The sequence below is a fragment of the Nocardia takedensis NBRC 100417 genome, from assembly GCF_000308695.1.
GTDB classification, from domain to species: domain Bacteria; phylum Actinomycetota; class Actinomycetes; order Mycobacteriales; family Mycobacteriaceae; genus Nocardia; species Nocardia takedensis.
The window spans coordinates 60983-87835 of the sequence record NZ_BAGG01000093.1 but is presented as its reverse complement, the minus strand read 5'-3'; the positions used below and the strand labels follow the sequence as shown (position 1 = coordinate 87835).

The 26853-nt window shown below is 70.3% G+C and carries 24 protein-coding genes and 2 tRNA genes; 16 read left to right on the top strand and 10 right to left on the bottom strand.

The annotated features are described in order from the left end of the window. The first annotated feature begins 1 nt into the window (after position 1). Positions 2–1165, top strand: a complete 1164-nt coding sequence (locus ON30_RS19375; protein WP_083911525.1) for a DNA cytosine methyltransferase — start codon at positions 2–4, stop codon at positions 1163–1165. Here ON30_RS19375 and ON30_RS19370 read toward each other — a convergent pair. Next, a complete protein-coding gene (locus tag ON30_RS19370) occupies positions 1087–2100 on the bottom strand; it encodes a Gfo/Idh/MocA family protein (protein ID WP_085999362.1) in 1014 nt (337 codons plus the stop codon). The genes ON30_RS19375 and ON30_RS19370 overlap by 79 nt on opposite strands. Positions 2101–2406: 306 nt before the next feature. Between ON30_RS19370 and ON30_RS19365 the strand changes: the two genes are divergently transcribed. The 6 genes from ON30_RS19365 to ON30_RS19340 all read left to right on the top strand — a co-directional run bounded on the left by ON30_RS19365 (position 2407) and on the right by ON30_RS19340 (position 7843). Next, a complete protein-coding gene (locus ON30_RS19365; protein WP_051029537.1) occupies positions 2407–3324 on the top strand; it encodes a TIM barrel protein in 918 nt (305 codons plus the stop codon). Further along, positions 3321–4292 carry a 5-dehydro-2-deoxygluconokinase gene (iolC, locus tag ON30_RS19360; protein ID WP_051029536.1) on the top strand — a complete coding sequence of 324 codons (972 nt, stop codon included), beginning with the start codon at positions 3321–3323 and terminating at the stop codon, positions 4290–4292. The genes ON30_RS19365 and iolC overlap by 4 nt, the downstream gene beginning before the upstream one ends. Next, positions 4289–5173, top strand: coding sequence for a 5-deoxy-glucuronate isomerase (iolB, locus tag ON30_RS19355; RefSeq protein WP_040708913.1), 885 nt, complete (start codon positions 4289–4291; stop codon positions 5171–5173). Before iolC ends, iolB begins: the two co-directional genes overlap by 4 nt. Positions 5174–5240: 67 nt before the next feature. Further along, positions 5241–7076, top strand: coding sequence for a 3D-(3,5/4)-trihydroxycyclohexane-1,2-dione acylhydrolase (decyclizing) (gene iolD, locus ON30_RS19350; RefSeq protein WP_040708911.1), 1836 nt, complete (start codon positions 5241–5243; stop codon positions 7074–7076). 181 nt (positions 7077–7257) lie between these two features. Then, complete coding sequence (locus tag ON30_RS19345; RefSeq protein WP_040708909.1) at positions 7258–7461, top strand: cold-shock protein; 204 nt, start codon at positions 7258–7260, stop codon at positions 7459–7461. Between the two features lie 175 nt (positions 7462–7636). Further along, on the top strand, positions 7637–7843 hold the full coding sequence (locus tag ON30_RS19340; RefSeq protein ID WP_040708908.1) for a cold-shock protein: 207 nt from the start codon (positions 7637–7639) through the stop codon (positions 7841–7843). Here the strand turns inward: ON30_RS19340 and ON30_RS19335 are convergent. Continuing rightward, positions 7795–8718: a nucleotidyltransferase domain-containing protein gene (locus tag ON30_RS19335; protein ID WP_085999361.1), complete on the bottom strand. Its 924-nt coding sequence runs from the start codon at positions 8716–8718 to the stop codon at positions 7795–7797. The genes ON30_RS19340 and ON30_RS19335 overlap by 49 nt on opposite strands. Positions 8719–9504: 786 nt before the next feature. Here ON30_RS19335 and serA point away from each other — a divergent pair. Together serA and ON30_RS19325 are read left to right on the top strand one after the other, a co-directional pair. Then, positions 9505–11103 carry a phosphoglycerate dehydrogenase gene (gene serA / locus ON30_RS19330; RefSeq protein WP_040708906.1) on the top strand — a complete coding sequence of 533 codons (1599 nt, stop codon included), beginning with the start codon at positions 9505–9507 and terminating at the stop codon, positions 11101–11103. A 23-nt stretch (positions 11104–11126) separates the two neighbouring features. Continuing rightward, positions 11127–12134, top strand: a complete 1008-nt coding sequence (locus tag ON30_RS19325) for a 3-isopropylmalate dehydrogenase (protein WP_040708904.1) — start codon at positions 11127–11129, stop codon at positions 12132–12134. Positions 12135–12237: 103 nt separating this feature from the next. Here ON30_RS19325 and ON30_RS40400 read toward each other — a convergent pair whose 3' ends face one another. The 3 genes from ON30_RS40400 to ON30_RS19310 form a co-directional block, all read right to left on the bottom strand. Continuing rightward, a complete protein-coding gene (locus ON30_RS40400; RefSeq protein ID WP_174387525.1) occupies positions 12238–12969 on the bottom strand; it encodes an AsnC family protein in 732 nt (243 codons plus the stop codon). Positions 12970–13086: 117 nt separating this feature from the next. After that, the gene (locus ON30_RS19315; RefSeq protein WP_218006284.1) at positions 13087–14148 is read right to left on the bottom strand and encodes an ADP-ribosylglycohydrolase family protein; all 1062 of its coding nucleotides are present in this window, start codon (positions 14146–14148) and stop codon (positions 13087–13089) included. Between the two features lie 10 nt (positions 14149–14158). After that, the gene (locus ON30_RS19310) at positions 14159–15370 is read right to left on the bottom strand and encodes an MFS transporter (protein WP_040708900.1); all 1212 of its coding nucleotides are present in this window, start codon (positions 15368–15370) and stop codon (positions 14159–14161) included. 256 nt (positions 15371–15626) lie between these two features. Here ON30_RS19310 and ON30_RS19305 point away from each other — a divergent pair, with 256 nt between their 5' ends. From ON30_RS19305 to ON30_RS19290, 4 genes are all read left to right on the top strand, one after another. Then, complete coding sequence (locus ON30_RS19305; RefSeq protein ID WP_040708899.1) at positions 15627–16415, top strand: fumarylacetoacetate hydrolase family protein; 789 nt, start codon at positions 15627–15629, stop codon at positions 16413–16415. A 30-nt stretch (positions 16416–16445) separates the two neighbouring features. After that, a complete protein-coding gene (gene gltX, locus ON30_RS19300) occupies positions 16446–17918 on the top strand; it encodes a glutamate--tRNA ligase (protein WP_040708898.1) in 1473 nt (490 codons plus the stop codon). A 171-nt stretch (positions 17919–18089) separates the two neighbouring features. After that, positions 18090–18161, top strand: a tRNA-Gln gene (locus ON30_RS19295). A gap of 167 nt (positions 18162–18328) precedes the next feature. After that, positions 18329–18401 (top strand) — tRNA-Glu (locus tag ON30_RS19290). A gap of 440 nt (positions 18402–18841) precedes the next feature. Here ON30_RS19290 and ON30_RS19285 read toward each other — a convergent pair. From ON30_RS19285 to ON30_RS19275, 3 genes are all read right to left on the bottom strand, one after another. Beyond that, positions 18842–19024, bottom strand: coding sequence for a DUF5302 domain-containing protein (locus ON30_RS19285; protein WP_040709214.1), 183 nt, complete (start codon positions 19022–19024; stop codon positions 18842–18844). 141 nt (positions 19025–19165) lie between these two features. Then, positions 19166–19666 (bottom strand): pyridoxamine 5'-phosphate oxidase family protein, encoded by a 501-nt coding sequence (locus ON30_RS19280; protein ID WP_040708897.1) that lies wholly within the window; start codon positions 19664–19666, stop codon positions 19166–19168. A gap of 33 nt (positions 19667–19699) precedes the next feature. After that, on the bottom strand, positions 19700–20401 hold the full coding sequence (locus tag ON30_RS19275; RefSeq protein ID WP_040708896.1) for an IclR family transcriptional regulator: 702 nt from the start codon (positions 20399–20401) through the stop codon (positions 19700–19702). 249 nt (positions 20402–20650) lie between these two features. Here ON30_RS19275 and leuC point away from each other — a divergent pair, with 249 nt between their 5' ends. From leuC to ON30_RS19260, 3 genes are all read left to right on the top strand, one after another. Next, a complete protein-coding gene (leuC, locus tag ON30_RS19270) occupies positions 20651–22075 on the top strand; it encodes a 3-isopropylmalate dehydratase large subunit (RefSeq protein WP_040708895.1) in 1425 nt (474 codons plus the stop codon). Between the two features lie 59 nt (positions 22076–22134). Then, the gene (gene leuD / locus ON30_RS19265) at positions 22135–22743 is read left to right on the top strand and encodes a 3-isopropylmalate dehydratase small subunit (protein ID WP_040708894.1); all 609 of its coding nucleotides are present in this window, start codon (positions 22135–22137) and stop codon (positions 22741–22743) included. Between the two features lie 157 nt (positions 22744–22900). Further along, the gene (locus ON30_RS19260; protein ID WP_040708893.1) at positions 22901–23563 is read left to right on the top strand and encodes an HU family DNA-binding protein; all 663 of its coding nucleotides are present in this window, start codon (positions 22901–22903) and stop codon (positions 23561–23563) included. A 134-nt stretch (positions 23564–23697) separates the two neighbouring features. Here ON30_RS19260 and ON30_RS19255 read toward each other — a convergent pair whose 3' ends face one another. Together ON30_RS19255 and ON30_RS19250 are read right to left on the bottom strand one after the other, a co-directional pair. Then, positions 23698–24663 (bottom strand): NUDIX hydrolase, encoded by a 966-nt coding sequence (locus ON30_RS19255; protein ID WP_051029535.1) that lies wholly within the window; start codon positions 24661–24663, stop codon positions 23698–23700. Further along, positions 24660–26822 (bottom strand): RNA degradosome polyphosphate kinase, encoded by a 2163-nt coding sequence (locus ON30_RS19250; RefSeq protein WP_040708892.1) that lies wholly within the window; start codon positions 26820–26822, stop codon positions 24660–24662. The genes ON30_RS19255 and ON30_RS19250 overlap by 4 nt, the downstream gene beginning before the upstream one ends. Positions 26823–26853: the final 31 nt, after the last annotated feature.

Genomic DNA, 26853 nt, shown 5'->3' with positions numbered 1-26853 from the left:
CATGTCGTCGGATGCGGGGGCGGCGCCACCGGCCCGGATGATCGATCTGTTCGCGGGCCCCGGCGGTCTCGACGTCGCCGCCCGCTGGCTCGGCATCCCCGTGACCGGCGTCGAATGGGACGCCGACGCGCTGGCCACCCGCACCGCCGCCGGCCTCGGAACGCGCGGCGCGGATGTGCGCGACCTCGGTCCCGACCTCTTTCCGGAGGCCACCGTGCTCGCGGGCGGTCCGCCGTGCCAGACGTTCTCGGTCGCCGGCACCGGGGCGGGCCGCCAGGCACTCGACGAGGTGATGGGTTTCGTCGACCGGATGGGCGCGGGCGACCGTAGCGTGCGCGCGGAACTGAAGACCTTGCGCGACGAGCGGACCGGCCTGGTCCTCGAACCGCTGCGCTGGGTGCTGGACGCCGCCGACCTGCATCGCCGCCCCTACGAGGTGATCGTGCTGGAACAGGTGCCCGCGGTGCTGCCGGTCTGGCAGCGCGTGGCGGCCGTGCTGGGTGCCCGCGGCTACACCTGCGAGACGGGCATCCTGCGCACCGAGCAGTTCGGCGTCCCGCAGACCCGCCGCCGCGCGATCCTGGTGGCCCACCTGCGTCGCCGTCCCCGCCTGCCGACGCCCACGCACCGCACCTTCCGGCCGCGCGGGGCGGCCACGCCCGCCGACGCGCACCTCGCGCCCTGGCTGCCGATGGGCCCGCTGCTGGCCCCCGACCGCGAATTCGTGGTCGTGTCCAACTACGGGACCGGCGGCGACCCGCGGGCGCGCGGGCGGCGGCGGCACGACGAACCCGCCTACACCGTCACCGGCAAGGTGTCGCGGAACAAGATGGTGACCGTCGAGGGCGCCTACCTGCGCAATCTGGACCACCGCGACGCCGCCCGGTTGCAGACCTTCCCGCCCGACTATCCCTGGGCGGGCCGCGATCTGGCCCAGCAGATCGGCAACGCCATCCCGCCGCGGTTGGCCGCGCACGTGCTGTCCTGGGCGGTGTTCGATCGCGCACCCGACCCGGCCGCCCTGGACGCCGCGGTCGCCGGTTCCTGGCGTGACGCGCACGGGGCGCTGGCTCCCGCGCGGTCCGCTCAGTCCGCGACCCTGACCTCCGCGACGGCGACCGGTCGACCCGCCCGGCGCGAGAGCGCGCAGGCTTCGGCGATGTAGAAAGCCTCGAGCGCGTCGCGCGGCGGGCAGAGCACGGGCCCCTGGCCGGTGGCCGCCCGGACGAAACAGGCGAGTTCCTCGGCGTAGGCGTCGGCGAAGCGATCCAGGAAATTCGCGTGCGGTCGGTCGGGGCCGGGAACGCCGGGTTCGGCCGAATGCAGCGGTGTGCGTCCGTCGAGTCCGACGACGACGTTGCCGTGCGAGCCGAGCACTTCCAGACGCACGTCGTAGCCCGCGCCGTTGTAGCGGGTCAGGGCGACGGTCGCCAGGCTGTCGTCGTCGAGCGCCAACACGACGTGGGCGGTGTCGACGTCGTCGCAGGCCGCGAAGATCGCGTCGCCGCGGTTGGCCCCGCGCGCGTAGACCTCCACCACCTCGCGACCCGACACCCAGCGCAGCGCGTCGAAATCGTGGACGCCGCAGTCGCGGAAGATCCCGCCGGAATGCGGCAGGTAGTCGGCGGGCGGCGGCGCGGGATCGAGGGTGGTGGCGCGCAGGCTGTGCACCCGGCCCAGTCGTCCGTCCGCGACCGCCGCGCGCGCCGCCCGGTAGCCCGCGTCGAACCGGCGCTGGAACCCGACCTGCACGGGGACTTCGCGCTGTTCCAGGCGGGTCAGCAACGACAGGGTGCCCGCTAGGTCGGCGGCGAGCGGTTTCTCGCACAGCACCGGGACGCCCTCGTCCACCGCGCGGGTCACGAGTTCGGGGTGGGTGTCGGTGGGGGTGGCCACGACCAGACCGGTGAGGTCGGAAGCGAGCAGGGCGGTGACATCCGCGACGGCCTCGACACCGAGATCGGCGGCGAGTTTCGCGGCCCGGTCGGCATCCACGTCGGCGACCAGAACGCGCTCGACCTCCGACAGGCGGGCCAGTGCGGCGGCGTGCGCGGAACCGATCCGACCGGCCCCCGCCACGCCGATGGTCACGGGTGCCATCGCGGTTCCCCTCTCGAGACGTTCGACCGAATTCTTTCTTGCGCGCGCCGATCCGGGGCGGACCGCCGCCTCACGCGGGCGAGGCGACGGCCGTGTCGTGACGGAGGTTACAACCTCGCGCCGGGGCGATCAACAGCGTGCGCCCGCCGCGTGAACGGCACACGGCGATGATCTTCCGACTCGTGATTTCCGCAGGTGAGCGGCCTGGAGACCCGTCCGCGCCGCACCTTGACACCGTATGTCCCGCATTACATAGTGGGGAGCGCTCCACGACGCCACTCGTCACCTCGAAGGCCGGAGACACCGATGAGCGAACCTCTCGCACCGCCGCGCGTCGCGCTCGCGCCGATCTCCTGGGGGGTGTGCGAGGTCCCGGGATGGGGCACGGTCCCGGCCGCGCCCGTCGTCCTGTCGGCGATGGCCTCGCTCGGGGTGACGGCCACCGAATTCGGCCCGCCCGGCTACCTCCCGACCGACCCCGCCGCGGCTCGCGCGCTGCTCGACTCCTACGGGCTGCGCGGTATCGGCGGGTTCCTCGCCCTGCCGCTGCACCGCGATCCCGCCGCGGCGATCCGCGCCGCGCGCGCCACCGTCACCGGATTCGCGGCGGCGGGCGCGGAGATCCTGATCCTGGCGGCGGCCACCGGACTGTCCGGCTACGACACCAGACCCGAGTTGACCGAGGGCCAGTGGCGCACCCTGATCGCGACCGCCGGCGCGGTCGCCGAACTCGCGGCCGCGCACGGCCTGCGCACGGTCGTGCACCCGCACGTCGGCACCCACGTCGAAACCGAGTACGACATCGAACGTTTCCTCGCCGACTCGCCGCTGTCGCTGTGCCTGGACACCGGCCACCTGCTCGTCGGCGGAACCGATCCGCTGCTGCTGGCGCGCCGCCACCGCGACCGGGTCGGTCACGTGCACCTCAAGGACGTCCGCCTCGGGCTGCTCGACGACATCGCCTCGGGCGCACTGGGGTACACCGAGGCCGTGCGCGCCGGGCTGTACCCGCCGCTGGGGGACGGTGACCTCGACGTCGCCGGGTTGCTCGACCTGCTGGCCGAGGGCGACTACGCGGGATGGTATGTCCTCGAACAGGACACGGCTCTCGGCCCGCGCGACACCGTCGACGCGCCCACCCGCGACGCCGCGCGGAGCCTGGACCACCTCGGCCGGATCCTGCGGGGGCGGCGCGGGGCCGACGGTCGGGAACTGGTGCGATGACCGACCTGGACATCCTCACCGTCGGCCGGGTCGGCGTCGACCTGTATCCGGAACAGAGCGGCGTCCCGCTGGCCGAGGTCGCCACCTTCGCGAAATCGTTGGGCGGCACCGCGACCAACGTGGCGGTGGCGGCGGCCCGGCTGGGTCGCCGCAGCGCCGTGCTGACCAAGGTCGGCCCGGACGGCTTCGGCGACTACGTCCGCGCCGCGCTGGAGAAGTTCGGCGTCACAGCGCGTCACGTGGGCACCGCGCCGAATCTGCTGACGCCCGTGGTGTTCTGCGAACTCACCCCGCCCGCCGAGCCGACACTGCTGTTCTACCGCGCGCCCATCGCACCCGACCTGACCCTCACCGAGGACGAGGTGCCCTGGGAGACGGTGGATTCGGTGCCCCTGCTGTGGGTCACCGGCACCGGGGTCAGCGCCGAACCCGCGCGCGGCACGCAGCGCGCGATACTGCGGCGGCGCGCCCGCCGCGCGCACACCGTGCTGGATCTGGACTACCGGCCGATGTTCTGGCCGGACGAGGCCACCGCCCGCGCGGCGATCGGCGCGATGCTGCCGCGGGTGAGCGCGGTGGTCGGCAATCGCGAGGAGACCAGGGTGGTTGTGGGGACCGCCGACCCGGCGCGCGCCGCCGACCGTCTGCTCGCCGCCGGGGTGCGCTGCGCGGTCGTCAAATGCGGGGCCGAGGGCGTGCTGGTCGCCACCGCGGACGAGCGCGTGCGGGTGCCGTCGCACGCGGTCCGGGTGGTGTGCGGGCTGGGCGCGGGCGACGGATTCGGCGGGGCGCTGGCGCACGGGTTGCTCGCGGGGTGGCCGCCGCGGCGGCTGGCCGAATTCGCCAACGCCGCGGGCGCGCTGGTCGCTTCCCGACTGGCCTGCGCGGACGCCATGCCGACGGCGGCGGAGATCGAAGCCCTCCTCGACGGGCGTCCCGTCGTGGCCGACGGGGAGCGCGTCGGATGAGCTTGCACCGCCCGGCGGGCTCGCTGCGCGAAGGCCCCTACCCGATCGTGCTGACCCCGCACGCAGCGGGCTGGACCTACACCGGCCTGTGGGTCCTCGACCTCCCGGCGGGCGAGGCCCGGACACTGCGCACGGGCGAGTGCGAGGCGTTCGTCCTGCCGCTGTCCGGATCGGGCACGGTCGAGGTCGACGGCGAGCGATTTCGGCTGCGCGGCCGGACCTCGGTGTTCGCCGGGGTCAGCGATTTCCTCTACCTGCCGCGCGAGGCCGAGGCCGTGGTGGCGACCGAGACGGGTCTGCTGGCGGCGGTGCCCTCGGCTCGCTGCGAGCGTCGACTGACCCCGAGATACGGTCCCGCCGAAGGGGTGCCGGTGGAGGTGCGCGGCGCGGGCCGAGCGACCCGCCAGGTCACCAACTTCGGGGCGCCCGGAGTGTGGGAGCACGCCGACCGCCTGATGGCCTGCGAAGTGCTCACCCCCGACGGCAACTGGTCGTCCTATCCGCCGCACAAGCACGACGAGGCGAGCGCCCACGAATCGGTCAACGAGGAGATCTACTACTTCCGCATCGCCGAACGCGACGGGATCACCCCCGGCCCGTCAGGATTCGGCCTGCACCGCACCTACACCGCCGATGGCGCGATCGACGAGACGGTCACCGTGCGCGACGGCGACGTCTTCCTGATCCCGCGCGGATACCACGGTCCGTGCGTCGCCGCCCCCGGTCACCCGATGTACTACCTCAACGTGCTGGCGGGTCCGGGGCCCGAACGGTCGATGGCTTTCTGCGACGATCCCGCGCACGCCTGGGTCCGCGAGCGCTGGGCCGAGGAACCCGCCGACCCGCGCTGCCCGCTCACCGATCACCGGGGGCGGCGATGACGGCCGCTCATCCCGCGCCCGTACCGGGGGCCGGTCGGCGCGGCAGGTCCGGGGCGGTGTCCGCCGCGTGGAACTGACGACGGCCCAGGCGCTGGTCGCCTGGCTCGCGGCCCAGCGCGCCGAAACCCTCGACGGCCGCGAGGTGCCCCTGTTCCCGGCGGTGTTCGCCATCTTCGGGCACGGCAACGTCCTCGGTCTGGGCACCGCGCTGTACGAGCATCGCGCGGAGTTGCCGGTGTGGCGCGGGCACACCGAACAGGGCATGGCACTCGCGGCGATCGGTTACGCCAAGGCCACCGACCGGCGGCAGGTCGGCGTGGTGACCACGTCCATCGGGCCCGGCGCGGCCAACCTGGTGACCGCGGCGGGCGTGGCCCACGCCAACCGGTTGCCGCTGCTGCTCCTGCCCGGCGACACCTTCGCGGGGCGGGCGAGTGACCCGGTGCTGCAACAGATCGAGGATTTCGCCCAGCCCGGCGTGACGGTGAACGACGCGCTGCGCCCGGTCAGCCGGTATTTCGACCGTCTCACCCGCCCCGAACAGCTGCTCGGCACCCTGCCGCAGGTCGCGGCGGTGCTCACCGACCCGTCGCGCACCGGCCCGGTCACCCTCGCGCTGCCCCAGGACGTCCAGGTCGAGACCTTCGACTTCCCTGACGCGTTGTTCGCGCCGGTCGTGCACCGCGTGCCGCGCCCCCGCGCCGACCTCGGCGAGATCGCGGCGGCGCGCGAGGTCCTGCGCACGTCCCGGCGGCCGTTGCTGATCCTCGGCGGCGGCGTGCGCTATTCCGGGGCCGCCGCCGTCGCACTGGCCTTCGCCGAGCGGCACGGCATCCCGATCGTGGAGACCACCGCGGGACGCACCCTGGTCCGCCACGACCACCCGCTCTACGCCGGACCGCTGGGCGTGACCGGTTCGGCCTCGGCGAACGCCATGGCCGCCGCGGCCGACGTGGTCCTGGCCGTCGGCACCCGCCTCCAGGACTTCACCACCGCCTCCTGGTCGGTCTTCGCCGCCGACGTGGCGATCGTCACCGTCAACACGGCACGCTTCGACGCGGTCAAACGCGGGGCGCTCGCGGTCGTCGGCGATGCCGCGGCGACCCTGCCGGAGCTCTCTTCGCCGGATCTGCGGGTCGAGGCGGCCTGGACGGAGCGGGCGGCGACACTGCGCGCGGGGTGGGACGCCCACGTCGACGCGCTGCGCGTCGCGGACGGCCCCCTCACCTACGCGCAGGTCGTCGGGGTGGTCGAGGAGAGCAGCGGCCCCGAGGACTACGTGGTCACGGCGGCGGGCGGATTACCGGGCGAACTGGTCGGCGGCTGGCGGGCGCGCGGAGGCCGCCCGACGATGGACGTCGAGTACGGATTCTCCTGCATGGGTTACGAACTCGCGGGCGCGTGGGGTGCGGCGATGGCCCGCACGGACGGCCTGGTCACGGCGCTGGTCGGCGACGGTTCCTACCTGATGCTGAACTCCGAACTGTTCTCCGCGGCGTTCGCGGGCCACCCGTTCGTGGCGGTGGTGTGCGACAACGACGGCTACGCCGTGATCGCACGTTTACAACAGGGGCAGGGTGGGAAGGCTTTCAACAATTTCTACGACGACTGCCGCAGCGAACACTCCGCGCCGCCGCGCGTGAATTTCCGCGAGCACGCGCGCGCATTGGGCTGCGCCGCCGTCGAGGTTTCCGGGATGGCGGAATTCCGCGCTTCCTACGCGTGGGCGCGCGAGACCGCGCGGGCCGAGCGCCGCCCCGCCGTCGTCGTCGTGCGCACCGCCCCGAGCGCGTGGACCGAGGCGGGCGCCTGGTGGGAAGTCGGTGTGCCGCACGCGCTTTCCGGCCACGAGGACTACGCGGCGGGCAAGATCCGGCAGACGCGCCTGCTGCCGCCGAGGTGATCCGGGGCCGCGCCGATGCCCGGAAAGGTGGGATTTCGCACGCCCACTCCCCTCGATCGGGAGGGATGGGTCACAGTTTCCGGTATCCGATGTGGCCGAATTCGTCGGACCGTGGCATCGTTGATGTCGAGACCAGGACATCCCTTTGTCAGAATCTGGCTCGTCTACAGGAAAGTATGAAATGGCTCAAGGTGTTGTGAAGTGGTTCAACAGCGAGAAGGGCTTCGGCTTCATCGCGCAAGACGGCGGAGGCCCCGACGTCTTCGTGCACTACTCGGCTGTTAGCGGCTCGGGCTTCCGCTCCCTCGACGAAGGGCAGCGCGTGGAGTTCGAGATCGGCCAGGGTCAGAAGGGACCGCAGGCGCAGGATGTGCGCGTCCTCTGATAGCCCCGGCCGCGCTCTCTGAGTGCGACCAAGCTTCGACGCCCCCCGTACCGACAGGTACGGGGGGCGTCTGCTTTCGTACACCGTGTCACCGCACCGGAGGCGCACCCGTGCCACCATTGGTCCATCGGTGGGGCGCAGCGGGCGGGCCGCCGGGCACGGAGGAACGCGACGCATGGTCCACGGGACGGTGAAGTGGTTCGACACCGAGAAGGGCTTCGGGTTCATCAGCCAGGACGGTGAGGGCCCCGACGTGTTCGTCGACTACAAGGAATTGCACGGTTCCGGCTTCCGTGCGCTGAGCGCGGGCCAGCGCGTGCAGTTCGAGCTACGTCAGGTCAAGGCCGGTCCCGAGGCGATCGGCGTGCGCGTCGTCGGCTGAGCCGCCCTCGTCGGCGGAGTCTCCGTCGGCGGAGTCTCCCTCGGCTGTGTCTCCGTCGGTCGAGTCGTCGCCTCGGCCGTCGCCCAGGTGCGGAAGAACTCCGCCGTCGCCGCCCGCGCGGGGCCGAGGTCGCGGTTGCCGGGGCGGGGGAACAGCGTCTCGGCCAGGTCGAACTCGTCGGTGACGAACGCGGCGATCGCCGCGGGCCTCGCCCCGGAGCCCATCTCCCTGGTGCGCGTCTTCAACTCGGTGAGTTCGGTCACCGCCGTCGCCAGATCCGCCTCGACGGCGCAGTCGGCCATCAGGGTCGGCAGGTGCATCGGCGCGACCGAGGTCCCCGGGTGCTCGCGCAGCCAGCGCAACGCCATCGCGGGCCGCAACGCGTAGAACAGTCGCTTGAGCCCGCCCGTCCGCTGCGCCGCCGCCCACTGCTTGCGTCCCAGATGCAGGTAGTGCCGCGCCACCCGGTCCCGGTCGGCGACCTGGTCGGCCAGCGCGCGCAACTCGGCGCGGAAACGCGGATCGCCGCGGTAGACGATCGGTGACCGCAGCCATTCGATCAGCACCGCGTTGCCCGCGACCAGCAACCGCAGCGCCTTGGCCAGATCCCACCCGTTCACGTCGAGCAGCCCCACCAGCGGTGTCTCGATGACGTCGCGGGTCCGCCACGGCGTCAGGTAGTCCTCCAGCGACGCGATGTAGACGAAACGGCAGTCGTAGTCGGAGTCGGGGGAGGGGAAACCCCAGGCGCGGCTGCCGCTTTCGATGGCCAGCGGGATGCGCACGCGGTGCTCGGCGGCGACGCGGTCGAGTTCGGCATCGATGGAGGCGACGACGGCCGGAGCCATCGAGTCGGGGATCGCGCGCAAGGACATGGCGCGATGGTAGGGCGCGGCGGGCGGGTCGCGCAGTCGGTTTTTCCTCGCTCGGGCCCGCCCCGCGGATCGTCGGCGGATGTCCCGCGGTCTCGACAACCGCTATCACCGTGCGATAACGCCGCGCCGCCCCTATTTTTCCGGGCAGCGGTCAAGTCGGGTCGACATGACGATGTGTTGAAGAAATGTTTGAAGTATCTCCCGGTCAAACCGTGAATTTCGCGTCACGCGCGTCGTAGTTCGACTACCGCGCACTGATGGTCGTTCGTTCAGTTCTATTCGGGCAACAAAACAGCAGGTAGAGCATGATTTTCGGTTCGGCAAGCCCCTAGTTCAGGTGTCAATGATCGAATATCGGCTATCACTGTGTTCCCGGTCACTAACACGTGGAATTCGGTAACCCGAGCGGGAAACCCGCCGATGTGCCCATTGTCAGCCCGATCGGCTGAAGTAAATATCGACGAGAAGGAATTCACATGATCCCCGTTATCATCGACACCGGTTCCGCTGCTCTGACCGGAATCTGGAACACCGCGGGCGCCGCGATCACCGGCCTGCTCGACACCCTGTGGACCGGCTCGTTCGGCGGCTGATCGAGCCCCCGGCCGGGTTCCGGCCGATACGACCTCGTTCGCGACCCCGCGCCCAGTCGGCGCGGGGTCGTGGTCGTCAGGTCGCGCCCGCCACCGACCGCGGGTGCCCTACCGGGTGGTAAGCCCTCCGCAAACCGCGCCGACTAAGCTGGTCGCCGGTAATTGCCGACCTCTTCCCCAGGAGTACCCCACAGTGAGCCAAGCAGGCCGTCCTGTAGTTCTGATCGCCGACAAGCTCGCCCAGTCGACCGTCGACGCGCTCGGTGACGGAGTCGAGGTTCGGTGGGTCGACGGCCCGGACCGCCCGGCGCTGCTCGCCGCGGTCCCCGAGGCCGACGCGCTGCTCGTGCGCTCCGCCACCACGGTCGACGCCGAGGTCCTCGAAGCCGGTAAGAATCTGAAGATCGTCGCCCGCGCCGGCGTCGGCCTCGACAACGTCGACGTGCCCGCCGCCACCGAACGCGGCGTCATGGTGGTCAACGCGCCCACCTCCAACATCCACACCGCCGCCGAGCACGCCGTCACCCTGTTGCTCGCCGCGGCCCGCCAGGTTCCCGCCGCCGACGCCACCCTGCGCGAGCGCACCTGGGCGCGCAGCAAGTTCAACGGCGTCGAGATCTTCGACAAGACCGTCGGCGTCGTCGGCCTCGGCCGCATCGGCCAGCTCTTCGCCGCGCGCCTGGCCGCCTTCGAGACCAAGATCGTCGCCTACGACCCCTACGTCTCCCCGGCCCGCGCCGCCCAGCTCGGCATCGAACTGCTCACCCTGGACGAGCTGCTCGAGCGCGCCGACCTCATCTCCATCCACCTGCCGAAGACCCCCGAGACCAAGGGCATCATCGGCAAGGAGGCCATCGCCAAGACCAAGCCGGGCGTGATCATCGTCAACGCCGCGCGCGGCGGACTCGTCGACGAATCCGCGCTCGCCGAGGCCATCAAGTCCGGTCACGTGCGCGCCGCGGGCCTCGACGTCTTCGAGACCGAGCCCTGCACCGACAGCCCGCTGTTCGACCTGCCACAGGTCGTGGTCACCCCGCACCTGGGCGCGTCCACCACCGAGGCGCAGGACCGTGCGGGCACCGACGTCGCCAAATCCGTCCTGCTCGCCCTGGCGGGCGAATTCGTCCCCGGCGCGGTCAACGTCACCGGCGGCGTGGTCAACGACGACGTGGCCCCGTGGCTCGACATCGTCCGCAAGCAGGGCGCGCTGCTCGGCGCGCTCTCGGACGAACTGCCCGTCTCCCTCGAGGTGCAGGTCCGCGGCGAACTGGCCGCCCAGGACGTGGCCGTGCTCGAACTCTCCGCGCTGCGCGGGGTGTTCTCGGCCCTGGTCGAGGACCAGGTCACCTTCGTCAACGCGCCCGCGCTGGCCAAGGACCGCGGCATCACCGCCCAGGTGACCACCGCCACCGAGAGCCCCAGCCACCGCAGCGTGGTCGACCTGCGCGCCGTGTTCGGCGACGGACGCGTGCTCAACGTCGCGGGCACCCTGACCGAGCCGCAGCAGGTGCAGAAGATCGTCACCATCAACGGCCGCAACTACGACATGCGCGCCGAGGGCCTGAACCTGGCCGTGCTGAACTACGACGACCGCCCCGGCGCGCTCGGCAAGATCGGCACCAAGCTGGGCGAGGCCGGGATCGACATCCTGGCCGCGCAGCTGAGCCAGGACATCGACAAGGAAGGCGCCACCGTCGTGCTGCGCGTCAACCGCGAGGTCCCCACCGAGGTCAAGGACGCCATCGCCGAGGCCGTCGGCGCGGCCAAGGTCGTCCTGGTCGACCTGGTCTGACACCGGACGAACGGAACACTGTCATGAAGCTCGCTGTCATCCCCGGCGACGGGATCGGGCCCGAGGTCATCGCCGAGGCGCTCAAGGTCCTCGACGTCGTGGTCCCCGGCGTCGAGAAGACCGAATACGACCTGGGCGCCAAGCGCTACCACGCCACCGGCGAGGTGCTGCCCGATTCGGTGCTGCCCGAACTGCGGCAGCACGACGCGATCCTGCTCGGTGCGATCGGCGACCCGTCGGTGCCCAGCGGCGTGCTCGAACGCGGACTGCTGCTGCGCACCCGGTTCGCGCTCGACCACCACGTCAACCTGCGGCCCTCGACGCTGTTCCCGGGCGTCACCAGTCCGCTGGCGGGCGAACCGGAGATCGATTTCGTCGTCGTGCGCGAGGGCACCGAAGGCCCCTACACCGGCACCGGCGGCGCGATCCGCGTCGACACCCCGCACGAGGTGGCCACCGAGGTCAGCCCCAACACCCGCTTCGGCATCGAACGCGTGGTGCGCTACGCCTTCGACAAGGCGCGGGCCCGCCGCAAGCATCTGACCCTGGTGCACAAGACCAACGTGCTCACCTACGCCGGATCGCTGTGGCAGCGCACCGTCGACGCGGTCGCCGCCGAATTCCCGGAGGTGACGGTGGCCTACCAGCACATCGACGCCGCCACCATCCACATGGTCAACGATCCGGGCCGCTTCGACGTGATCGTCACCGACAACCTGTTCGGCGACATCATCACCGACCTCGCGGCCGCGGTCAGCGGCGGCATCGGCCTGGCGGCCAGCGGCAACATCGATGCCTCCGGCGTCAACCCGAGCATGTTCGAGCCGGTCCACGGCAGCGCCCCCGATATCGCGGGCCAGTCCAAGGCCGACCCGACCGCCGCGATCCTGTCGGTTTCGCTGCTGCTGAACCACCTCGGCGACACCGACTCCGCCGCCCGCATCCACGCGGCCGTCGCCAAGGATCTGGCCACCCGCACCGGAGCCGCCTCCACGGTCGCCGTCGGCGACCGCATCGCGGGCGCGGTCTGATCCGTTCCGAACATCGCGAAGCCCCGCACCGGAATTCCGTTGCGGGGCTTCGCTTTCCCATCGGTTGTCGATCGGCTGCGGAGTTGATCGGTCCGCGTGACCGCTATTCGCCGAACGGCGACGGCGGCGGAAAGGACGGTGGAGTCAGCGGATTCGGGCCGGGCGCGAACCCGGGCCGATGATGTCCGCCGGGGTGCCGCGGGTGGTGCGCGCCATCCCACGGCGGGCTTACGGGCGGTATGCCCGGTGTGCCACAGTCGTTTCCGTGCACACGGTGTCCGCTGCCCCCGGACGGATCGCCCTGCACTGGTTGCGCCGAGGCAGGCGGCCCGCCCGGCGAGATCGGCCGCGCGCCCTGTGGATCATGAAGGGACGACGGACCATCGGGCGGGATGTGTCGGGCCGGTGACCCACCGGGTGCCCCGGCCGGGGGTGGGGGTGCGCCGGGTGGTGGGGAACCCGGAGGGCCGGGTGGGATCGGGGGTGCGCCGAGGGGGCCGCGGTGCGGGGGGAACGGAGGTGGGGGAGGGAAGGGGCCGGCGGGGGGCATCGGGCCGCTGAAGCGCTGGTAGGCGGCCTGGCGGGAGGTGCCGAGCAGGTCACCCAGTTCCGCCCAGGTGTGGCCTTCGTGGCGGGCTTGGCGGGCGAGGGTGTGCAGGATGTCGTCGACCAGGCGGCCGAGGTTGCGGGTGGCCGTGAGTGCGGTGAGGACCGGGACCGGCGGTGCGCCGGGGTGCGGACTCAGGACGCCGACGACGAGTTCGGCGTTGGTGGACAGCAGTTTTCCCAAGGTGGCGCGTTCGTCACTCGCGTCGGATCGGGCTTCTTCGGACATACGTCAAGGCTGCCTTGACATCGTTCATGCGTCAAGGCTGGCTTGACAACGTTTCGGTCGCGGAGGCGCGTGCTCCCCGCCCCGCCCCGGGTTGGCGGCGGGTCGAGGCCGTCTCGACTACGACGCCGGCGTGCGCGAGTACCGCTCGGCGACGCGCTCGTGGTCGCCGTCGACGAACGCGGCCACCAGGTCGTCGGCGACTCGCAGCAGCACCTCGCGGCCCTCGACGGCCGAGGCCCACTCCGCGGGCAACGCCGCGACGCCGTGCAGCGCGCCGAGGAGATTGCCCGCCACCGCGCCGGTGGAATCGGAATCGCCCGAGTGGTTGACCGACAGCAGCAGCGCGCCGCGCAGGTCGCCGGATTCGGCCCGCAGCGCGCAGTGCACGGCGATGGCCAGACATTCCTCGGCTACCCAGCCCGCGCCGACGAGTTCGACGGTCTCCGAGGTGGGCGGGTGCGAATCGGCCAGTGCGAGCGCGTGTTCCAAGGCGTCGGCGGTTTCCGTCCCGGCAGGCATCGCGCGGACCTGGGCGATGGTGGCGCGCAACGCTGTTCGCAGGTCGAGTCCATCGAGGATCCGGTCGGTCAGCGCGGCGAACGCGCCGGCGGCGAGGTAGCCGGTGGGGTGGCCGTGGGTCAGTTGCGCGCCGCGCACGGCCTCGAGGAAAGCATGGTCCGGTCCGAGGCGCGCGAGGCCGAACGGCGCGGACCGCATCACCGTGCCGCAACCTTTGGAGTGCGGATTGACGTGTCCGGCAAGACCGATCGGCCGCGGCGCGCGATAGTCCCGCCGTTGTTCGCGCAGACCGCTCATGCACGCTTGGCCCGGCGCGCGCATCGCGTAGAGGAATCGGTGCGACAGCAGCCACCCGTCGGGCCGCACCTCGGGGCCCGGCGCGTCCTGGGTGCGCAGCCAGCGCAGGTACGCCTCGCGCAGGACCGGCCCGAGATCCGCGCCGGGTGCACCGCGCAGCAATCCCTCGGCGGTGAACAAGGTCATCTGGGTGTCGTCGGTGATCTGTTGCGGGGGACCGTATCCGCTGAGGAATCCGGTGACGCCGTCGGGGCCGTGCCGGTGCCGGATCGCCCCGAGGTTCTCGAATTCGATCGGCCAACCCAGCGCGTCCCCGATGGCCCCGCCCAGCAGACAGCCGCGGACGCGGTCGATGATCTCCACGCCCTCGACCCTAGGAATCCTCGATCGATTCCGCCACCGCCGCAGGGGAAACGGGCCGATCCCGCGGCACCAGCGGCACCGCGACCGCGGCCAGCGCGGCCGCGGCGAAGTAGGCGGCCGGGAAGCCGCCCGCCAGGACGATCGCACCGAACACCGGCGGAATGGCGGCCATGGCCAGATTCTGTCCGCTGTTCTGGACGCCGAGTCCGCGTCCGCTCCAGAACGGTCCGGCGATCTCGGCGACGGCGGTGAAGGCCAGGCCGTTGTCGGACACGGTGACCACCGAGGCGGCGACCAGCAGCGGGATCGCCGCCCACCACCACGTCGTCCACGCGGTGACGGCGAGCAGCGCCATGCAGGCGACCGCCGCGATCGCGACCAGGCGCAGCGGGCCGAGTCGGGAGCCGACCCGGTCCGACCACGCGCCCGCGCCGATCCGGCCCAGCGCGCCCAGGATCTGGGTCGCGGTGACCAGCGCGCCCGCCGCGGGCAGCGACCAGCCGATATCGCGGTGCAGCCACAGCAGCGCGAAGGTCCACACCACCCCTTGCGGGACGCACAGCAGAACCGAGACGCCGTGGATGCGCCACAGCGTCGAATCGCCGCGGTAAGGGTTGACCCGGTCGGCCGCCCGCACGTCGGGGCGCGGCGGGTCGACGATGCCGAGCAGGCAGCCGAGTGCGGCCAGCCCCGCCAGCAGCGCGGGAACCAGGATCGCGGCCTGCACGCCGTGCGCACCCGCGACGGCGGGGATCGCCAGGGCGCCGATGCCGACGCCCAGCGGTTGGGCGGTCTGTCGGATGCCCATCGCCAATCCGCGCCGATGCGGCGGGAACCATCCGACGATGACGCGCCCGCTGGCCCCGTTGGTGCTGGCGCCGCCGACGCCGCCGAGGAACAGCAGCGCGCCGAACAGGAAGGTGTCGGTGGTGGCCGCCGCGGCCAGTCCGGCGGCCAGCATCACCAGCGGCCCGGCGACCAGGACGGTGCGTTCGCCGATGCGGTCGACGATGTAGCCCCAGGCGATCAGGGTGCACACCAGTCCGACGGTCGGCATGGCGACCAGTAGTCCGGCGGTGGGCAGCGACATGCCGCGGTCGGTCAGCGCGGGCAGCAGGAAGGCCACGCCGTGGATGAAGATCGCGCTGGAGATCTGCGCGAAGACGCCGAGTCCGAGCATGGCCCAGCGGTGGAGGTCGCGCACCTGTGTCACGGTCGTCATGGTCTCACCCCGGCGATCTCGTCAGCGTCTCACTATGTGATACACAAATCTCAATTCCTGAACATCGTCGCCCACGCTACACCGTGCGGTCGAATCGATTTGGCGACGGTGCTGTCGATCTGCTCACATCTGGCGGGATTCGGGCACGGCCGCGACCGGTGTTGGCCGGGCCGCGTGCGCGGCCGGACCGCGTCCCGTCCGACCGGCCGGTCGGGTGTGTTCGGGCAGGTGGCGGCCGATCGTTAGACTGCCGGGCATGCGTCTAGGTCGAGTTGCCAGTCCGGATGGGGTCGCGTTCGTCAGCATCGAGGGGGAGGGTGGCGACGGGGCGAGTTCCCTGCTCGCCAAGGAGATCGCCGAACATCCCTTCGGCACGCCCACCTTCACCGGGCGCAGTTGGCCGCTGGCCGACGTGCGGTTGCTCGCTCCCATCCTGGCCAGCAAGGTGGTCTGCGTCGGCAAGAACTACGCCGCGCACGCCGCCGAGATGGGCGGTCCCGCACCGGAGAACCCGGTGATCTTCATGAAACCGAGCACCGCGATCGTCGGCCCGAACGCCTCGATCACGCTGCCGCCCAGTTCATCACAGGTCGACTACGAGGGCGAGCTCGCCGTCGTCATCGGCAGGCCGTGCAAGGACGTCCCGGCGGCGCGCGCCCGCGAGGTGATCCTCGGCTACACCGTCGCCAACGACGTCACCGCCCGCGACCAGCAGCGCGAGGACGGTCAGTGGACCCGCGCCAAGGGCTACGACACGTTCTGCCCGCTCGGCCCGTGGATCGAGACCGCCGTCGACCCCGCCGACCTCGAGATCGTCACCGAACTCGATGGCGAGGTCCGCCAACGCAGCCGCACATCCCTTCTGCTGCACGACATCCCGACGCTCATCGAGTGGGTGAGCCGGGTGATGACGCTGCTGCCCGGCGACGTGATCCTCACCGGAACCCCCGAAGGGGTCGGTCCGCTGGCCGCCGGGCAGCAGGTGTCGGTCACCGTCGAGGGCATCGGCACCCTGACCAATTCCGTTGCGACCAAACAGCGCTGACCGGTCGCACGACCAGACCGAAAGAGAGCCATGACTGAAGTACGGGTCCGATTCTGCCCGTCGCCCACCGGAACGCCGCACGTCGGGCTGATCCGCACCGCCCTGTTCAACTGGGCCTACGCCCGGCACACCGGCGGCACGTTCGTCTTCCGCATCGAGGACACCGACGCCGCGCGCGATTCCGAGGAGTCCTACAACGCCATCCTCGACGCGTTGCGCTGGCTCGGCCTGACCTGGGACGAGGGCCCGGAGATCGGCGGGCCCTATGGTCCCTACCGGCAGTCCGAGCGCCGCGAGCTGCACCTGGACGTCGTGCGCCGTCTGCTCGAGGCGGGGGAGGCCTACGAATCCTTTTCCACTCCCGAGGAAGTCGAGGCGCGCCACGTCGCGGCGGGCCGCGATCCCAAACTCGGCTACGACAACTTCGACCGCGACCTGACGCCGGAGGCGATCCAGGCCCACCGGGACGCGGGTCGACCGCCGGTGGTCCGGTTGCGCATGCCCGACGCCGATCTCGGCTGGAAGGACCTCGTGCGCGGGGAGACCGTCTTCAAGGCGGGGACGGTGCCCGATTTCGCCCTGACCCGCGGCAACGGCGATCCGCTCTACACCTTGGTCAATCCGGTCGACGACGCCCTGATGCGGATCACCCACGTGCTGCGCGGGGAGGATCTGCTGTCCTCCACGCCGCGCCAGCTCGCGCTGTATGCCGCATTACAGCGTATCGGGGTGGCCGAGTTCACCCCCGAGTTCGGTCATCTGCCCTTCGTCATGGGGCAGGGCAACAAGAAGTTGTCCAAGCGCGACCCGGAATCCAATCTGTTCGCCCATCGCGACCGCGGATTCATTCCTGAAGGTTTGCTGAATTATCTCGCGCTTCTCGGATGGGGTATCTCCGACGACCACGATGTGTTCTCCATGGCGGAGATGGTGGACGCGTTCGATATCGCGAAGGTCAATTCCAATCCGGCCCGATTCGATCAGAAGAAAGCCGATGCGCTCAATGCCGAGCACATTCGTCTGCTCGAATCCGGGGATTTCGCCCGGCGACTGCGCGAGTTCCTGACCGAGCACGGCCGCATCGGCGCCGATATCCCCGAGTCGACCTTCGCGGCGGCCGCCGAACTGGTGCAGACCAGGATCGTCGTGCTTTCCGACGCGTGGGATCTGCTGCGATTCCTGTTCGCCCCCGCGGACGCGTTCGCCATCGATCCCGCGGCGGGCGCGAAGAATCTCGGCGGTGACGCCGTGGCGGTGCTGGACGCCGCCGTGGCCGCGCTCGAACCGCTGCCGGACTGGACCACCGCGGCCATCGAGGAGGCCCTCAAGACGGCGCTGATCGAGGATCTGGGGCTCAAACCGCGCAAGGCGTTCGCGCCCGTGCGGGTCGGGGTCACCGGGTCGCACATCAGCCCGCCGCTCTACGAGTCGCTGGAACTGCTGGGCCGCGAGACCTCGCTGGCCCGGTTGCGGGCGGCCCGGGAGTGGACCCCGAGTTCCTGAGTCGGCGATCGACTCACGGCCGGGCGCGCACCGCGCCCGGCCGCGCACGGAAGCCGAAAACAGGGCTCTGACCAGCCGATTTGTAGTTTACCGGCGGGGGTTTGGTACTCTTCTTCTCGGCCGGAACGAGGCCCCGAGCCGCTGAGGCTCCGGGGTCGAGGTCCTGGTCATTGGGGTATGGTGTAATTGGCAACACAGCTGATTCTGGTTCAGCCATTCTAGGTTCGAGTCCTGGTACCCCAGCGGAGAATGTTGGTTCATCTCTCGGTTCGCGACCGAAAGTGGTTCAGCATCCGGCGATTTGGTCGCCGAGCTTCGGTCAGCTAAGCTAGCCGAGCGTCCGGATCGAAAGATCACGATCGCAAGATCACACCGGTTGATCGCCGCGGCTTCGCGGAAGATCAAGTCCTGGCCCCGTCGTCTAGCGGCCTAGGACGCCGCCCTCTCAAGGCGGTAGCGCGGGTTCGAATCCCGTCGGGGCTACTCGAAGCGAAGGCCCGGGCTCACACAGAGCCCGGGCCTTTCTGCTGCCCTTCTCTGTCTCCACATCCGCCGCGACGGTCGCTCGCCCGCCCCCGTGCGGCCCTCCCACCGCCCGCTCGGTGCCCTTGTGCCCCTGCGAGTTCCGGTTCCGGTCGGTGGTGTTTTTCCGATAATTCTCGCGCTCGGGGCGGCGGTGTTTCAGCCACGCGGGATGGTACCCGGGACCCGGTGTTCGGCGATTCGATCTTGCTCGAGATTTCTCCGCGGTCCCCGTCGCGGGGATTTGCTCGGGAAGGAATCGGTTGATACCTGGGACCTCGAGGTGGGGCTTGCAAAGTGGGGATTCCGGTCGCATTCGGCGGATTTCGGCCGTACCGCAGGACGCGCGAGGCCCCCGGGCGGTACCCGGGGGGCCTCGTGGTCTTCGGTGTCTCGGACGGCTAGCCGCTCTTGCGCCGGAACTCCCGCTTGTGGCTGGCGTTGCCGTGCGGGGCCGCGGCCTTGGACCGCCCGTCGCGATGCTCGTCCGCCCGGGCGGACCTGGCGTTCTTGCGATCCAGTGCCTCCCGGAACCTGCGTTTCACGTCGTCGGCACTGTCGTTGGCTTTCTCCGCGTCCGTCATGGCCTGCTCCTCGGCGTCGCGGCCGAGCACCGCGTCGGAGGACGACGGTGTCCGGCCGATTCGTATCGAACCGCCCAACGCTAGCGCCTCACCGCCTCGGCTGTCACACCGTTTTCCTGCGTCGGGCGGAGATCGTGGCGGTCAGGCCGGTGTTTCGGCGGTGGTGCCGCCCAGCGGCATCGCGGGCAGGTCCAATTTGCGGTGGTCCCAGCTGCGCGTCCGCTCGGCCACGACCCGGATGGCCAGGCGTTTGTGCAGCATGGCCTCGACCATCGGCCGCGCCTGCTCGGTGTAGGGAGCGGTGTAGCGCTCCCAGACGCTGACGCCCACCGCGAACAGTCGCTCCGGGTCCTCGACGATCTCGGCGCGGCCCTCGACGGAGACACCGCGCAGTTGGTCGTAGGTGTCGCCCGCCTCGATCATGCAGGTGATCCGCGGGTCACGGCGCAGGTTGACCGCCTTCTGCGATTTGGCCTTGGTCTCGAACCAGATCTCGCCGTCGATCAGGGCGTACCACATCGCGATGAGGTGCGGTGCGCCCGTCGGGCCGATCGTGGCCATGGTGGCGATGCGGCTGCGCTCCAGGAACGCGGTGATCTCGGGCGGCGACATGACGATCTGTGCTCGTTGATTGACTCCCATCGGCCAACTGTAGAGCGCGTCGTGTAGAACGTGTTACAGGCGTTTGTGCAGGGCCTCGGCCGCGGCGACCAGGTCGGCGGCCCAGCGGGCACCCGGCCTGCGGCCCATCCGATCGATCGGGCCGGAGACGGAGACGGCGGCGATCACGGCCCCCGCCGCGTCCCGGACCGGCGCGGAGACACTGGCCACCCCGGCGGCCCGCTCGGCGGCGCTCTGCGCCCACCCGCGCTTGCGCACCTCGGCCAGGGCGCGCTCGCCGAAGACGGCGTCGGCGAGGATGGTGCGCTGGAGTTCGGGATCGGACCAGGCCAGCAGCACCTTGGCGGCGGAGCCCGCGGTGAGCGGCAGGCGCGAACCGACCGGCACGGTGTCGCGCAGGCCGACCGGCGGTTCGAGGGCGGCGATGCAGACGCGCGCATTTCCGTCACGGCAGTAGAGCTGCACGCTCTCGCCGGTGATCTCCCGTAGTCGGGGCAGGATCACCCCGGCGGCCTCTTGCAGCGGGTCCGAGGCGCCCGCGGCGAGTTCGCCGAGCGCGGGCCCCGGTCGCCACAGGCCGTTGTTGTCCCTGGCCAGCAGTCGGTGGACCTCCAGGCCGACCGCGAGGCGGTGGGCGGTGGCGCGCGGCAGCCCGGTGCGGGTGCACAGTTCGTTGAGGCCGCACGGCTGGTCGGCGACGGCGTAGAGGACCGCCACTGCTTTGTCGAGGACGCCGATACCGCTATGCTGTCTCATAGAACGATACTAGCGTCTCGGATGTTGAGATAGTAAATCCTCGAAGGTCCGGGCGGGGATCCCCGTCGAACGGGATCGCCCCCGGCGGCCGAGGTGATGGGCCGGCCGCGGACGGCGGCGTGAGCGTACCCGGCGGTCGGCTCGATCCCGTCATCCGAGACAGCGAAGTCCAACTGTCGAGACCGCAGCCGCCGAAGCGCCCGCAGCCCGCAACGCTGCGGCGGCCGCCCCCGGAAAGGTGATCGAGAAATGGCCGACCGCCCACGCACCCTGGCCGAGAAGGTCTGGGACGACCACGTCGTCGCCCGCGGAGAGGGCCAGGGCGATGCCCGCGAACCCGATCTGATCTACATCGACCTGCACTTGGTCCACGAGGTGACCAGCCCCCAGGCCTTCGACGGCCTGCGCGCCGCCGGCCGCCCGGTCCGCCGACCGGACCTGACCATCGCCACCGAGGACCACAACGTCCCCACCGTCGACATCGACAAACCGATCGCGGACCCGGTTTCGCGCACCCAGGTCGAGACGCTGCGCCACAACTGCGCCGAATTCGGGGTCCGCCTGCACCCGATGGGCGATATCGACCAGGGCATCGTGCACGTGGTCGGACCGCAGTTGGGGCTCACCCAGCCGGGCACCACCGTCGTCTGCGGCGACAGCCACACCTCCACCCACGGCGCGTTCGGCGCGCTGGCCATGGGCATCGGCACCTCCGAGGTGGAACACGTACTCGCCACCCAGACGCTGTCGCTGCGCCCCTTCAAGACCATGGCGATCAACATCGACGGCACGCTGCCCGACGGCGTCACCGCCAAGGACGTGATCCTGGCCGTGATCGCGAAGATCGGCACCGGCGGCGGTCAGGGCTATGTGCTCGAATACCGCGGCGACGCGGTGCGGGCCATGTCCATGGAGGCCCGGATGACGATGTGCAACATGTCCATCGAAGCGGGTGCGCGCGCGGGCATGGTGGCCCCCGACGAGACCACCTACGCCTTCCTGAAAGGCCGTCCGCACGCCCCGCGGGGCGCCGACTGGGACGCCGCGGTGGCCGCCTGGGACGCGCTGAAGACCGACGAGGGCGCGGTTTTCGACGCCGAGGTGCACCTGGACGCGAACACCCTGACCCCGTTCGTGACCTGGGGAACCAACCCCGGCCAGGGCTCCCCGCTGGGCGATGCCGTGCCGGACCCGGCGCGGATCGTCGACGAGAACGAGCGGCAGGCGGCGGAGAAAGCGCTGCGGTACATGGATCTGATCCCGGGCACCCCGTTGCGCGAGGTCGGCGTCGACACCGTCTTCGTCGGTTCGTGCACCAACGGCCGGATCGAGGATCTGCGCGCGGTGGCGGGCATCCTGAAAGGCCGCCGGGTCGCCGAGGGCGTGCGAATGCTGGTCGTACCGGGCTCCATGCGGGTGCGGGCGCAGGCGGAAAAAGAGGGTTTGGGCGAGATTTTCGACGCGGCGGGCGCGGAATGGCGGCAGGCCGGGTGCTCGATGTGCCTGGGAATGAACCCCGATCAGCTTTCTCCGGGCCAGCGCTGCGCATCGACATCGAATCGTAACTTCGAGGGCAGGCAGGGCAAGGGCGGTCGCACCCACCTGGTCTCGCCCCTGGTGGCCGCCGCGACGGCGGTCCGCGGAACTCTGTCCTCGCCTGCGGATCTGGACTGAATCCGGCTCTACGCGGCGCGGATGCGTCTCGATCCCCCTACTGACTCAGGAGAAAACCCATGGAACCGTTCACCGTGCACAAGGGCATCGGCGTGCCGCTGCGCCGGTCGAATGTCGATACCGACCAGATCATCCCGGCGGTGTATCTGAAGCGGGTGACCCGAACCGGATTCGAGGACGGCTTGTTCGCCGCCTGGCGCTCGGATCCCGACTTCATTCTGAACACCGCGCCCTTCGACCGGGGCAGCGTTCTGGTGGCGGGTCCCGATTTCGGCACCGGGTCCTCCCGGGAACACGCGGTTTGGGCGCTGTCGGACTACGGCTTTCGGGTGGTCATCTCCTCCCGCTTCGCCGACATCTTCCGCGGCAATGCGGGCAAGGGCGGCTTGTTGGCCGCGCAGATGTCACAGAACGATGTCGAATTGCTCTGGAAGATGATCGAGGAACAGCCCGGCATCGAATTGGTTGTGGACCTCGAAGCGCGCACGGTGACCGTTGGAACCGTCGTGTTGCCGTTCGATATTGATGACTACACGCGGTGGCGTCTGCTGGAAGGTTTGGACGACATCGGCCTTACGCTGCGGCGAAGTGAGGTCATCACCGAGTTCGAAAAAGCAAGGCCGAGTTGGAAGCCCACCACGCTGCCCGCGCGCATTTCAGGGCAGTAATCGTTGGTTCGCGATAGCTGGAGGCCATGGGATGCGGTAGCTAGACGTGTGCTAAACCACGATGAATTTTGGCGTGGCACATAGACTCTTGCTCGGGGTGGGTTTACCGTGGTACCTAGTCGGTCCGACGACGGGCCATTAGTCTGCGGAGGATTCAATGAACAAGGCGGAACTGATCGACGTTCTGACCGAAAAGTTGGGTACGGACAGGCGCACGGCTACCGCGGCAGTCGAGCATGTTGTCGACACCATCGTTCGCGCGGTGCACAAGGGCCAGAGCGTCACCATCACCGGCTTCGGTGTGTTCGAACAGCGCAAGCGTGCCGCCCGTGTGGCCCGGAACCCGCGCACCGGCGAAACCGTCAAGGTGAAGCCGACTTCGGTGCCCGCGTTCCGCCCCGGCGCCCAATTCAAGGCCGTCATCGCGGGTAAGCAGAAGCTCGCCGCGACCGGCCCTGCGGTCAAGCGGGGCGTGAACGCTCCGGTGGCGGCCAAGAAGGCGGCCGCGAAGAAGACGGCGGCCAAGAAGACCGCCGCCAAGAAGGCGACGGCCACCAAGGCCCCGGCCAAGACCACCGCTCGCAAGGCCGCGGCCAAGGCTCCCGCCAAGACCACGGCCCGCAAGACGACGGCGACCAAGACCGCCGCCAAGAAGGCCCCGGCCAAGAAGACGACGACGGCGGCGGCCGCCAAGAAGACCACGGCGGCGAAGAAGACCACCGCGGCCAAGACCACGGCGGCCAAGAAGACCACCGCGGCCAAGAAGGCCCCGGCCAAGAAGACGGCCGCCAAGAAGGCTCCGGCCCGTCGCGCTCGCTGAGTTCACTCGGCAGGCGGCTCCGTGCCGCCGGGTGATTCGACCGGTGACGGCCGAATCACCCGCCATACCGCAGAGAAACGGCCCCGGATCCAGATCCGGGGCCGCATCTGCGCGCCGGCGTGCGCGCGGGCCGTTCAGCCCTTCACGACCTCGGTGGAGATCGAGCGTTCCAGATGGTCGGCGGCCACGAGCCGTTCGCCCGCGAACGACAGCACCCAGACGCTGCCCTTGCGATTGCGCGCCGAGGGCAGGGTGAGGCCGTCTTTGGCGGCCCACCAGGACAGCAGGTCGGGGATCACCCCGCCCTGACTGCACACCACCCGCACCGGGCCGGGTGCGACCAGCGAGACCGCCCGCGCGCGGGCCTTGTCGGTCTCCGCGGCGTAACCCTGTTCGGAAAGCAACGGTTCGATCTCGACGGTCACGCCCACCGCCTCGGCCAGCGGTCGCACCGTCTCCACACAGCGGACGGGATCGGCGGAGAAGACTTCGGTGGGGCCGAAGGCCAGCAGATTCGGGACCAGCGCCCGGGCCTGCGCGGCACCGGCTCGGTCCAGGGGCCGTCGCTCGTCCGGGCCGTCGTAGCGGTCGCGACGACCGGCCTTGGCGTGCCGGACCAGCAGCAGGGTGCTCAGGCGCGCGGGCAACCGCGAGAAGGCGCGCATCACCTGACGATCCATCGGATACGACAGTTGGTCCATCACCCGGTCCAGCGGATACCAGCGCAGGACGTCCACTTCGGCGTTGGCGTCGAATTCGCCGCCGATCGCCTCGGCCGCCCAGTAGTCCACCCGCTTGAGTTTGCGATGACCCGGCACCGGATAGGTGACGTGCCCGAGATAGCGGCCGAGCCGACAGCGCAGCCCGGTCTCCTCGCCGACCTCGCGGACCGCGGCGACGATCGGCGTCTCACCGGGGTCGAGTTTGCCTTTGGGCAGCGACCAGTCCTGATATTTCGGTCGGTGCACGACCGCGATCTCGACCACGCGCGGGTTGTCCGGCGCGGGCCGCCAGACCACCGCGCCCGCGGCGTGGATATTGGCGGTGACGCGGGGATCCCAGAACGGTCCGTCTTCTTCGTACCCCGTCTTCCCGCTCACTGCTGCCCCGGCCTCCGCAGCCGCATGAGGAATTCCTGGTGGTCTCTGACCTCGCGCTCGCCGTCGCCGGTCTGCTCGGGCCAGGCGTGCCAACTGCCGTCGGCGTGCAGCGTCCACGAGCGGGTCTCCGGATGCAGCGCCGACTCGAAGACTCGGTCGAGTTGTTCGCTCAGGCGCGGGTCCTTCACCTGCGCCATGACCTCCACGCGGCGGTCGAGGTTGCGGTGCATCATGTCGGCGCTGCCGATCCAGTACTCGTTCTGCGCCTGGAAGTGCAGCACCCGCGAATGCTCGAGGAAACGGCCGAGGATCGAACGCACCTCGATGTTGTCGCTCATCCCCGCAACGCCCGGGCGCAGCCCGCAGATGCCGCGCACCACGATCTGCACCGGAACGCCCGCCTGTGAAGCGCGGTAGAGCGCGTCGATGACCTGCTCGTCCACGATCGCGTTGGCCTTCAACCGGATTCGGGCCTGCTGGCCCTCGCGGGCCAGTTCGATCTCGCGCTGGATGCGTTCGATGATGCCGGCGCGCACCCCCTGCGGGGCCACGAGCAGGTTGCGGTAGTTGGCTTTTCGCGAGTACCCGGTCAACGAGTTGAACAGGTCGGTCAGATCCGCGCCGATTTCCGGTGCGGCGGTGAGCAATCCGACGTCCTCGTAGAGACGCGCGGTCTTCGGGTTGTAGTTGCCGGTACCGATGTGGCAGTAGCGGCGGATGGTCGACCCCTCGCGCCGCACCACCAGGCAGGTCTTGCAGTGGGTCTTGAGACCGATGAGCCCGTACACCACGTGCACGCCCGCCTGCTCCAGCGCGCGCGCCCATTTGATGTTGGCCTGCTCGTCGAAGCGCGCCTTGATCTCCACCAGCGCCACGACCTGCTTACCGGCCTCGGCGGCGTCGATGAGCGCGTTGACGATCGGGGAATCGCCGGAGGTGCGGTAGAGGGTCTGCTTGATGGCCAGCACCTGCGGGTCGGCCGCGGCCTGCTCGATGAAGCGCTGCACGCTGGTGGAGAACGAGTCGTAGGGGTGGTGCACCAGCACGTCACCCTCGCGCAGGGCCTGGAAGACGTTGCGCGGGGTCTCGCGTTCGCCGAACGCGGGCGGCGTCGCGGGAACGTAGGGCGAATCCTTCAGATTCGGCCGGTCCACACCATAGACCTGCCACAGGCACGACAGGTCGAGCAGACCCGGCACCTGGATGACATCGCCCGGGTCGACGTCGAGTTCGCGCAGCAGCAGATCGAGCATGTGCTCGGTCATGTCGTCGGAGACCTCGAGGCGCACCGGCGATCCGAAGCGGCGCCGCGCCAGTTCCCGTTCCAGCGCTTGCAGCAGATCCTCGTCGCGGTCCTCGTCGACCTCGAAATCGGCGTTGCGGGTGATCCGGAACGAATGGTGTTCGACCACTTCCATGCCGGGGAACAGCAGATCCAGGTGCGCGGCGATCAGCGCCTCCATCGGCAGGAAGGCCGCGATCGGGGTCTCGGCGGCGCTGCGCCGCACCCGCACGAACCGGTCGACGTTGTCGGGCACCTTGACGCGCGCGAAGTGCTCGCCGCCCGTCGCGGCGTCCTTGACCGTCACCGCGAGGTTCAGGCTCAGACCGCTGATGTAGGGGAACGGGTGGGCCGGGTCGACCGCGAGCGGGGTCAGCACCGGGAACACCTGCTCCTGGAAGTGATTCGATAGTCGTTGTCGCTCGTCCTCGTCGAGATCGGACCAGTCGATGATGGCGATGCCCTCGCTGGTCAGCGCGGGCAGCACCGAGTCGAGGAAGACGCGGGCGTGCCGGTCGGCAATCTCCTGGGCGCGCGCGTGGATCAATTCGAGTTGTTCGGAGGGCGAGCGTCCGTCGGCCGAGCGCACCGTCAGGCCGGTCTCCGCGCGGCGCTTGAGACCGGCGACCCGGACCATGTAGAACTCGTCGAGGTTGGAGGCGAAGATCGCGAGGAATTTCGCGCGCTCCAGCAACGGCAGCGACGTGTCCTCCGCGAGGGCGAGCACCCGCGCGTTGAAGTCCAGCCAACTCATCTCGCGATTGAGGTAGCGATCACGTGGCAAACGTTGCTCCACCGGGTCGCCGAGGACGGGTGTCGCGGCGGGCGGCGGGGTGGGGAGCAGTTGTTGCTGCCTGACAATGTCCGTATCGCTCACACGTCGATCATCCCTCACTCCGGGGGGCCGA

Bases quoted from the DNA above. Each gene is read 5' to 3' on its own strand.
- iolC (WP_051029536.1), top strand. From the start codon at position 3,321: ATGACCGACCTGGACATCCTCACCGTCGGCCGGGTCGGCGTCGACCTG.
- leuC (WP_040708895.1), top strand. From the start codon at position 20,651: ATGGCCGACCGCCCACGCACCCTGGCCGAGAAGGTCTGGGACGACCAC.
- ON30_RS19280 (WP_040708897.1), bottom strand. From the start codon at position 19,666: ATGGGAGTCAATCAACGAGCACAGATCGTCATGTCGCCGCCCGAGATC.
- ON30_RS19275 (WP_040708896.1), bottom strand. From the start codon at position 20,401: ATGAGACAGCATAGCGGTATCGGCGTCCTCGACAAAGCAGTGGCGGTC.
- iolB (WP_040708913.1), top strand. From the start codon at position 4,289: ATGAGCTTGCACCGCCCGGCGGGCTCGCTGCGCGAAGGCCCCTACCCG.
- ON30_RS40400 (WP_174387525.1), bottom strand. From the start codon at position 12,969: ATGTCCGAAGAAGCCCGATCCGACGCGAGTGACGAACGCGCCACCTTG.
- ON30_RS19260 (WP_040708893.1), top strand. From the start codon at position 22,901: ATGAACAAGGCGGAACTGATCGACGTTCTGACCGAAAAGTTGGGTACG.
- ON30_RS19325 (WP_040708904.1), top strand. From the start codon at position 11,127: ATGAAGCTCGCTGTCATCCCCGGCGACGGGATCGGGCCCGAGGTCATC.
- ON30_RS19335 (WP_085999361.1), bottom strand. From the start codon at position 8,718: ATGTCCTTGCGCGCGATCCCCGACTCGATGGCTCCGGCCGTCGTCGCC.
- ON30_RS19340 (WP_040708908.1), top strand. From the start codon at position 7,637: ATGGTCCACGGGACGGTGAAGTGGTTCGACACCGAGAAGGGCTTCGGG.
- ON30_RS19305 (WP_040708899.1), top strand. From the start codon at position 15,627: ATGCGTCTAGGTCGAGTTGCCAGTCCGGATGGGGTCGCGTTCGTCAGC.
- ON30_RS19285 (WP_040709214.1), bottom strand. From the start codon at position 19,024: ATGACGGACGCGGAGAAAGCCAACGACAGTGCCGACGACGTGAAACGC.
- ON30_RS19370 (WP_085999362.1), bottom strand. From the start codon at position 2,100: ATGGCACCCGTGACCATCGGCGTGGCGGGGGCCGGTCGGATCGGTTCC.
- ON30_RS19375 (WP_083911525.1), top strand. From the start codon at position 2: ATGTCGTCGGATGCGGGGGCGGCGCCACCGGCCCGGATGATCGATCTG.
- ON30_RS19365 (WP_051029537.1), top strand. From the start codon at position 2,407: ATGAGCGAACCTCTCGCACCGCCGCGCGTCGCGCTCGCGCCGATCTCC.
- leuD (WP_040708894.1), top strand. From the start codon at position 22,135: ATGGAACCGTTCACCGTGCACAAGGGCATCGGCGTGCCGCTGCGCCGG.
- ON30_RS19310 (WP_040708900.1), bottom strand. From the start codon at position 15,370: ATGACGACCGTGACACAGGTGCGCGACCTCCACCGCTGGGCCATGCTC.
- ON30_RS19345 (WP_040708909.1), top strand. From the start codon at position 7,258: ATGGCTCAAGGTGTTGTGAAGTGGTTCAACAGCGAGAAGGGCTTCGGC.
- gltX (WP_040708898.1), top strand. From the start codon at position 16,446: ATGACTGAAGTACGGGTCCGATTCTGCCCGTCGCCCACCGGAACGCCG.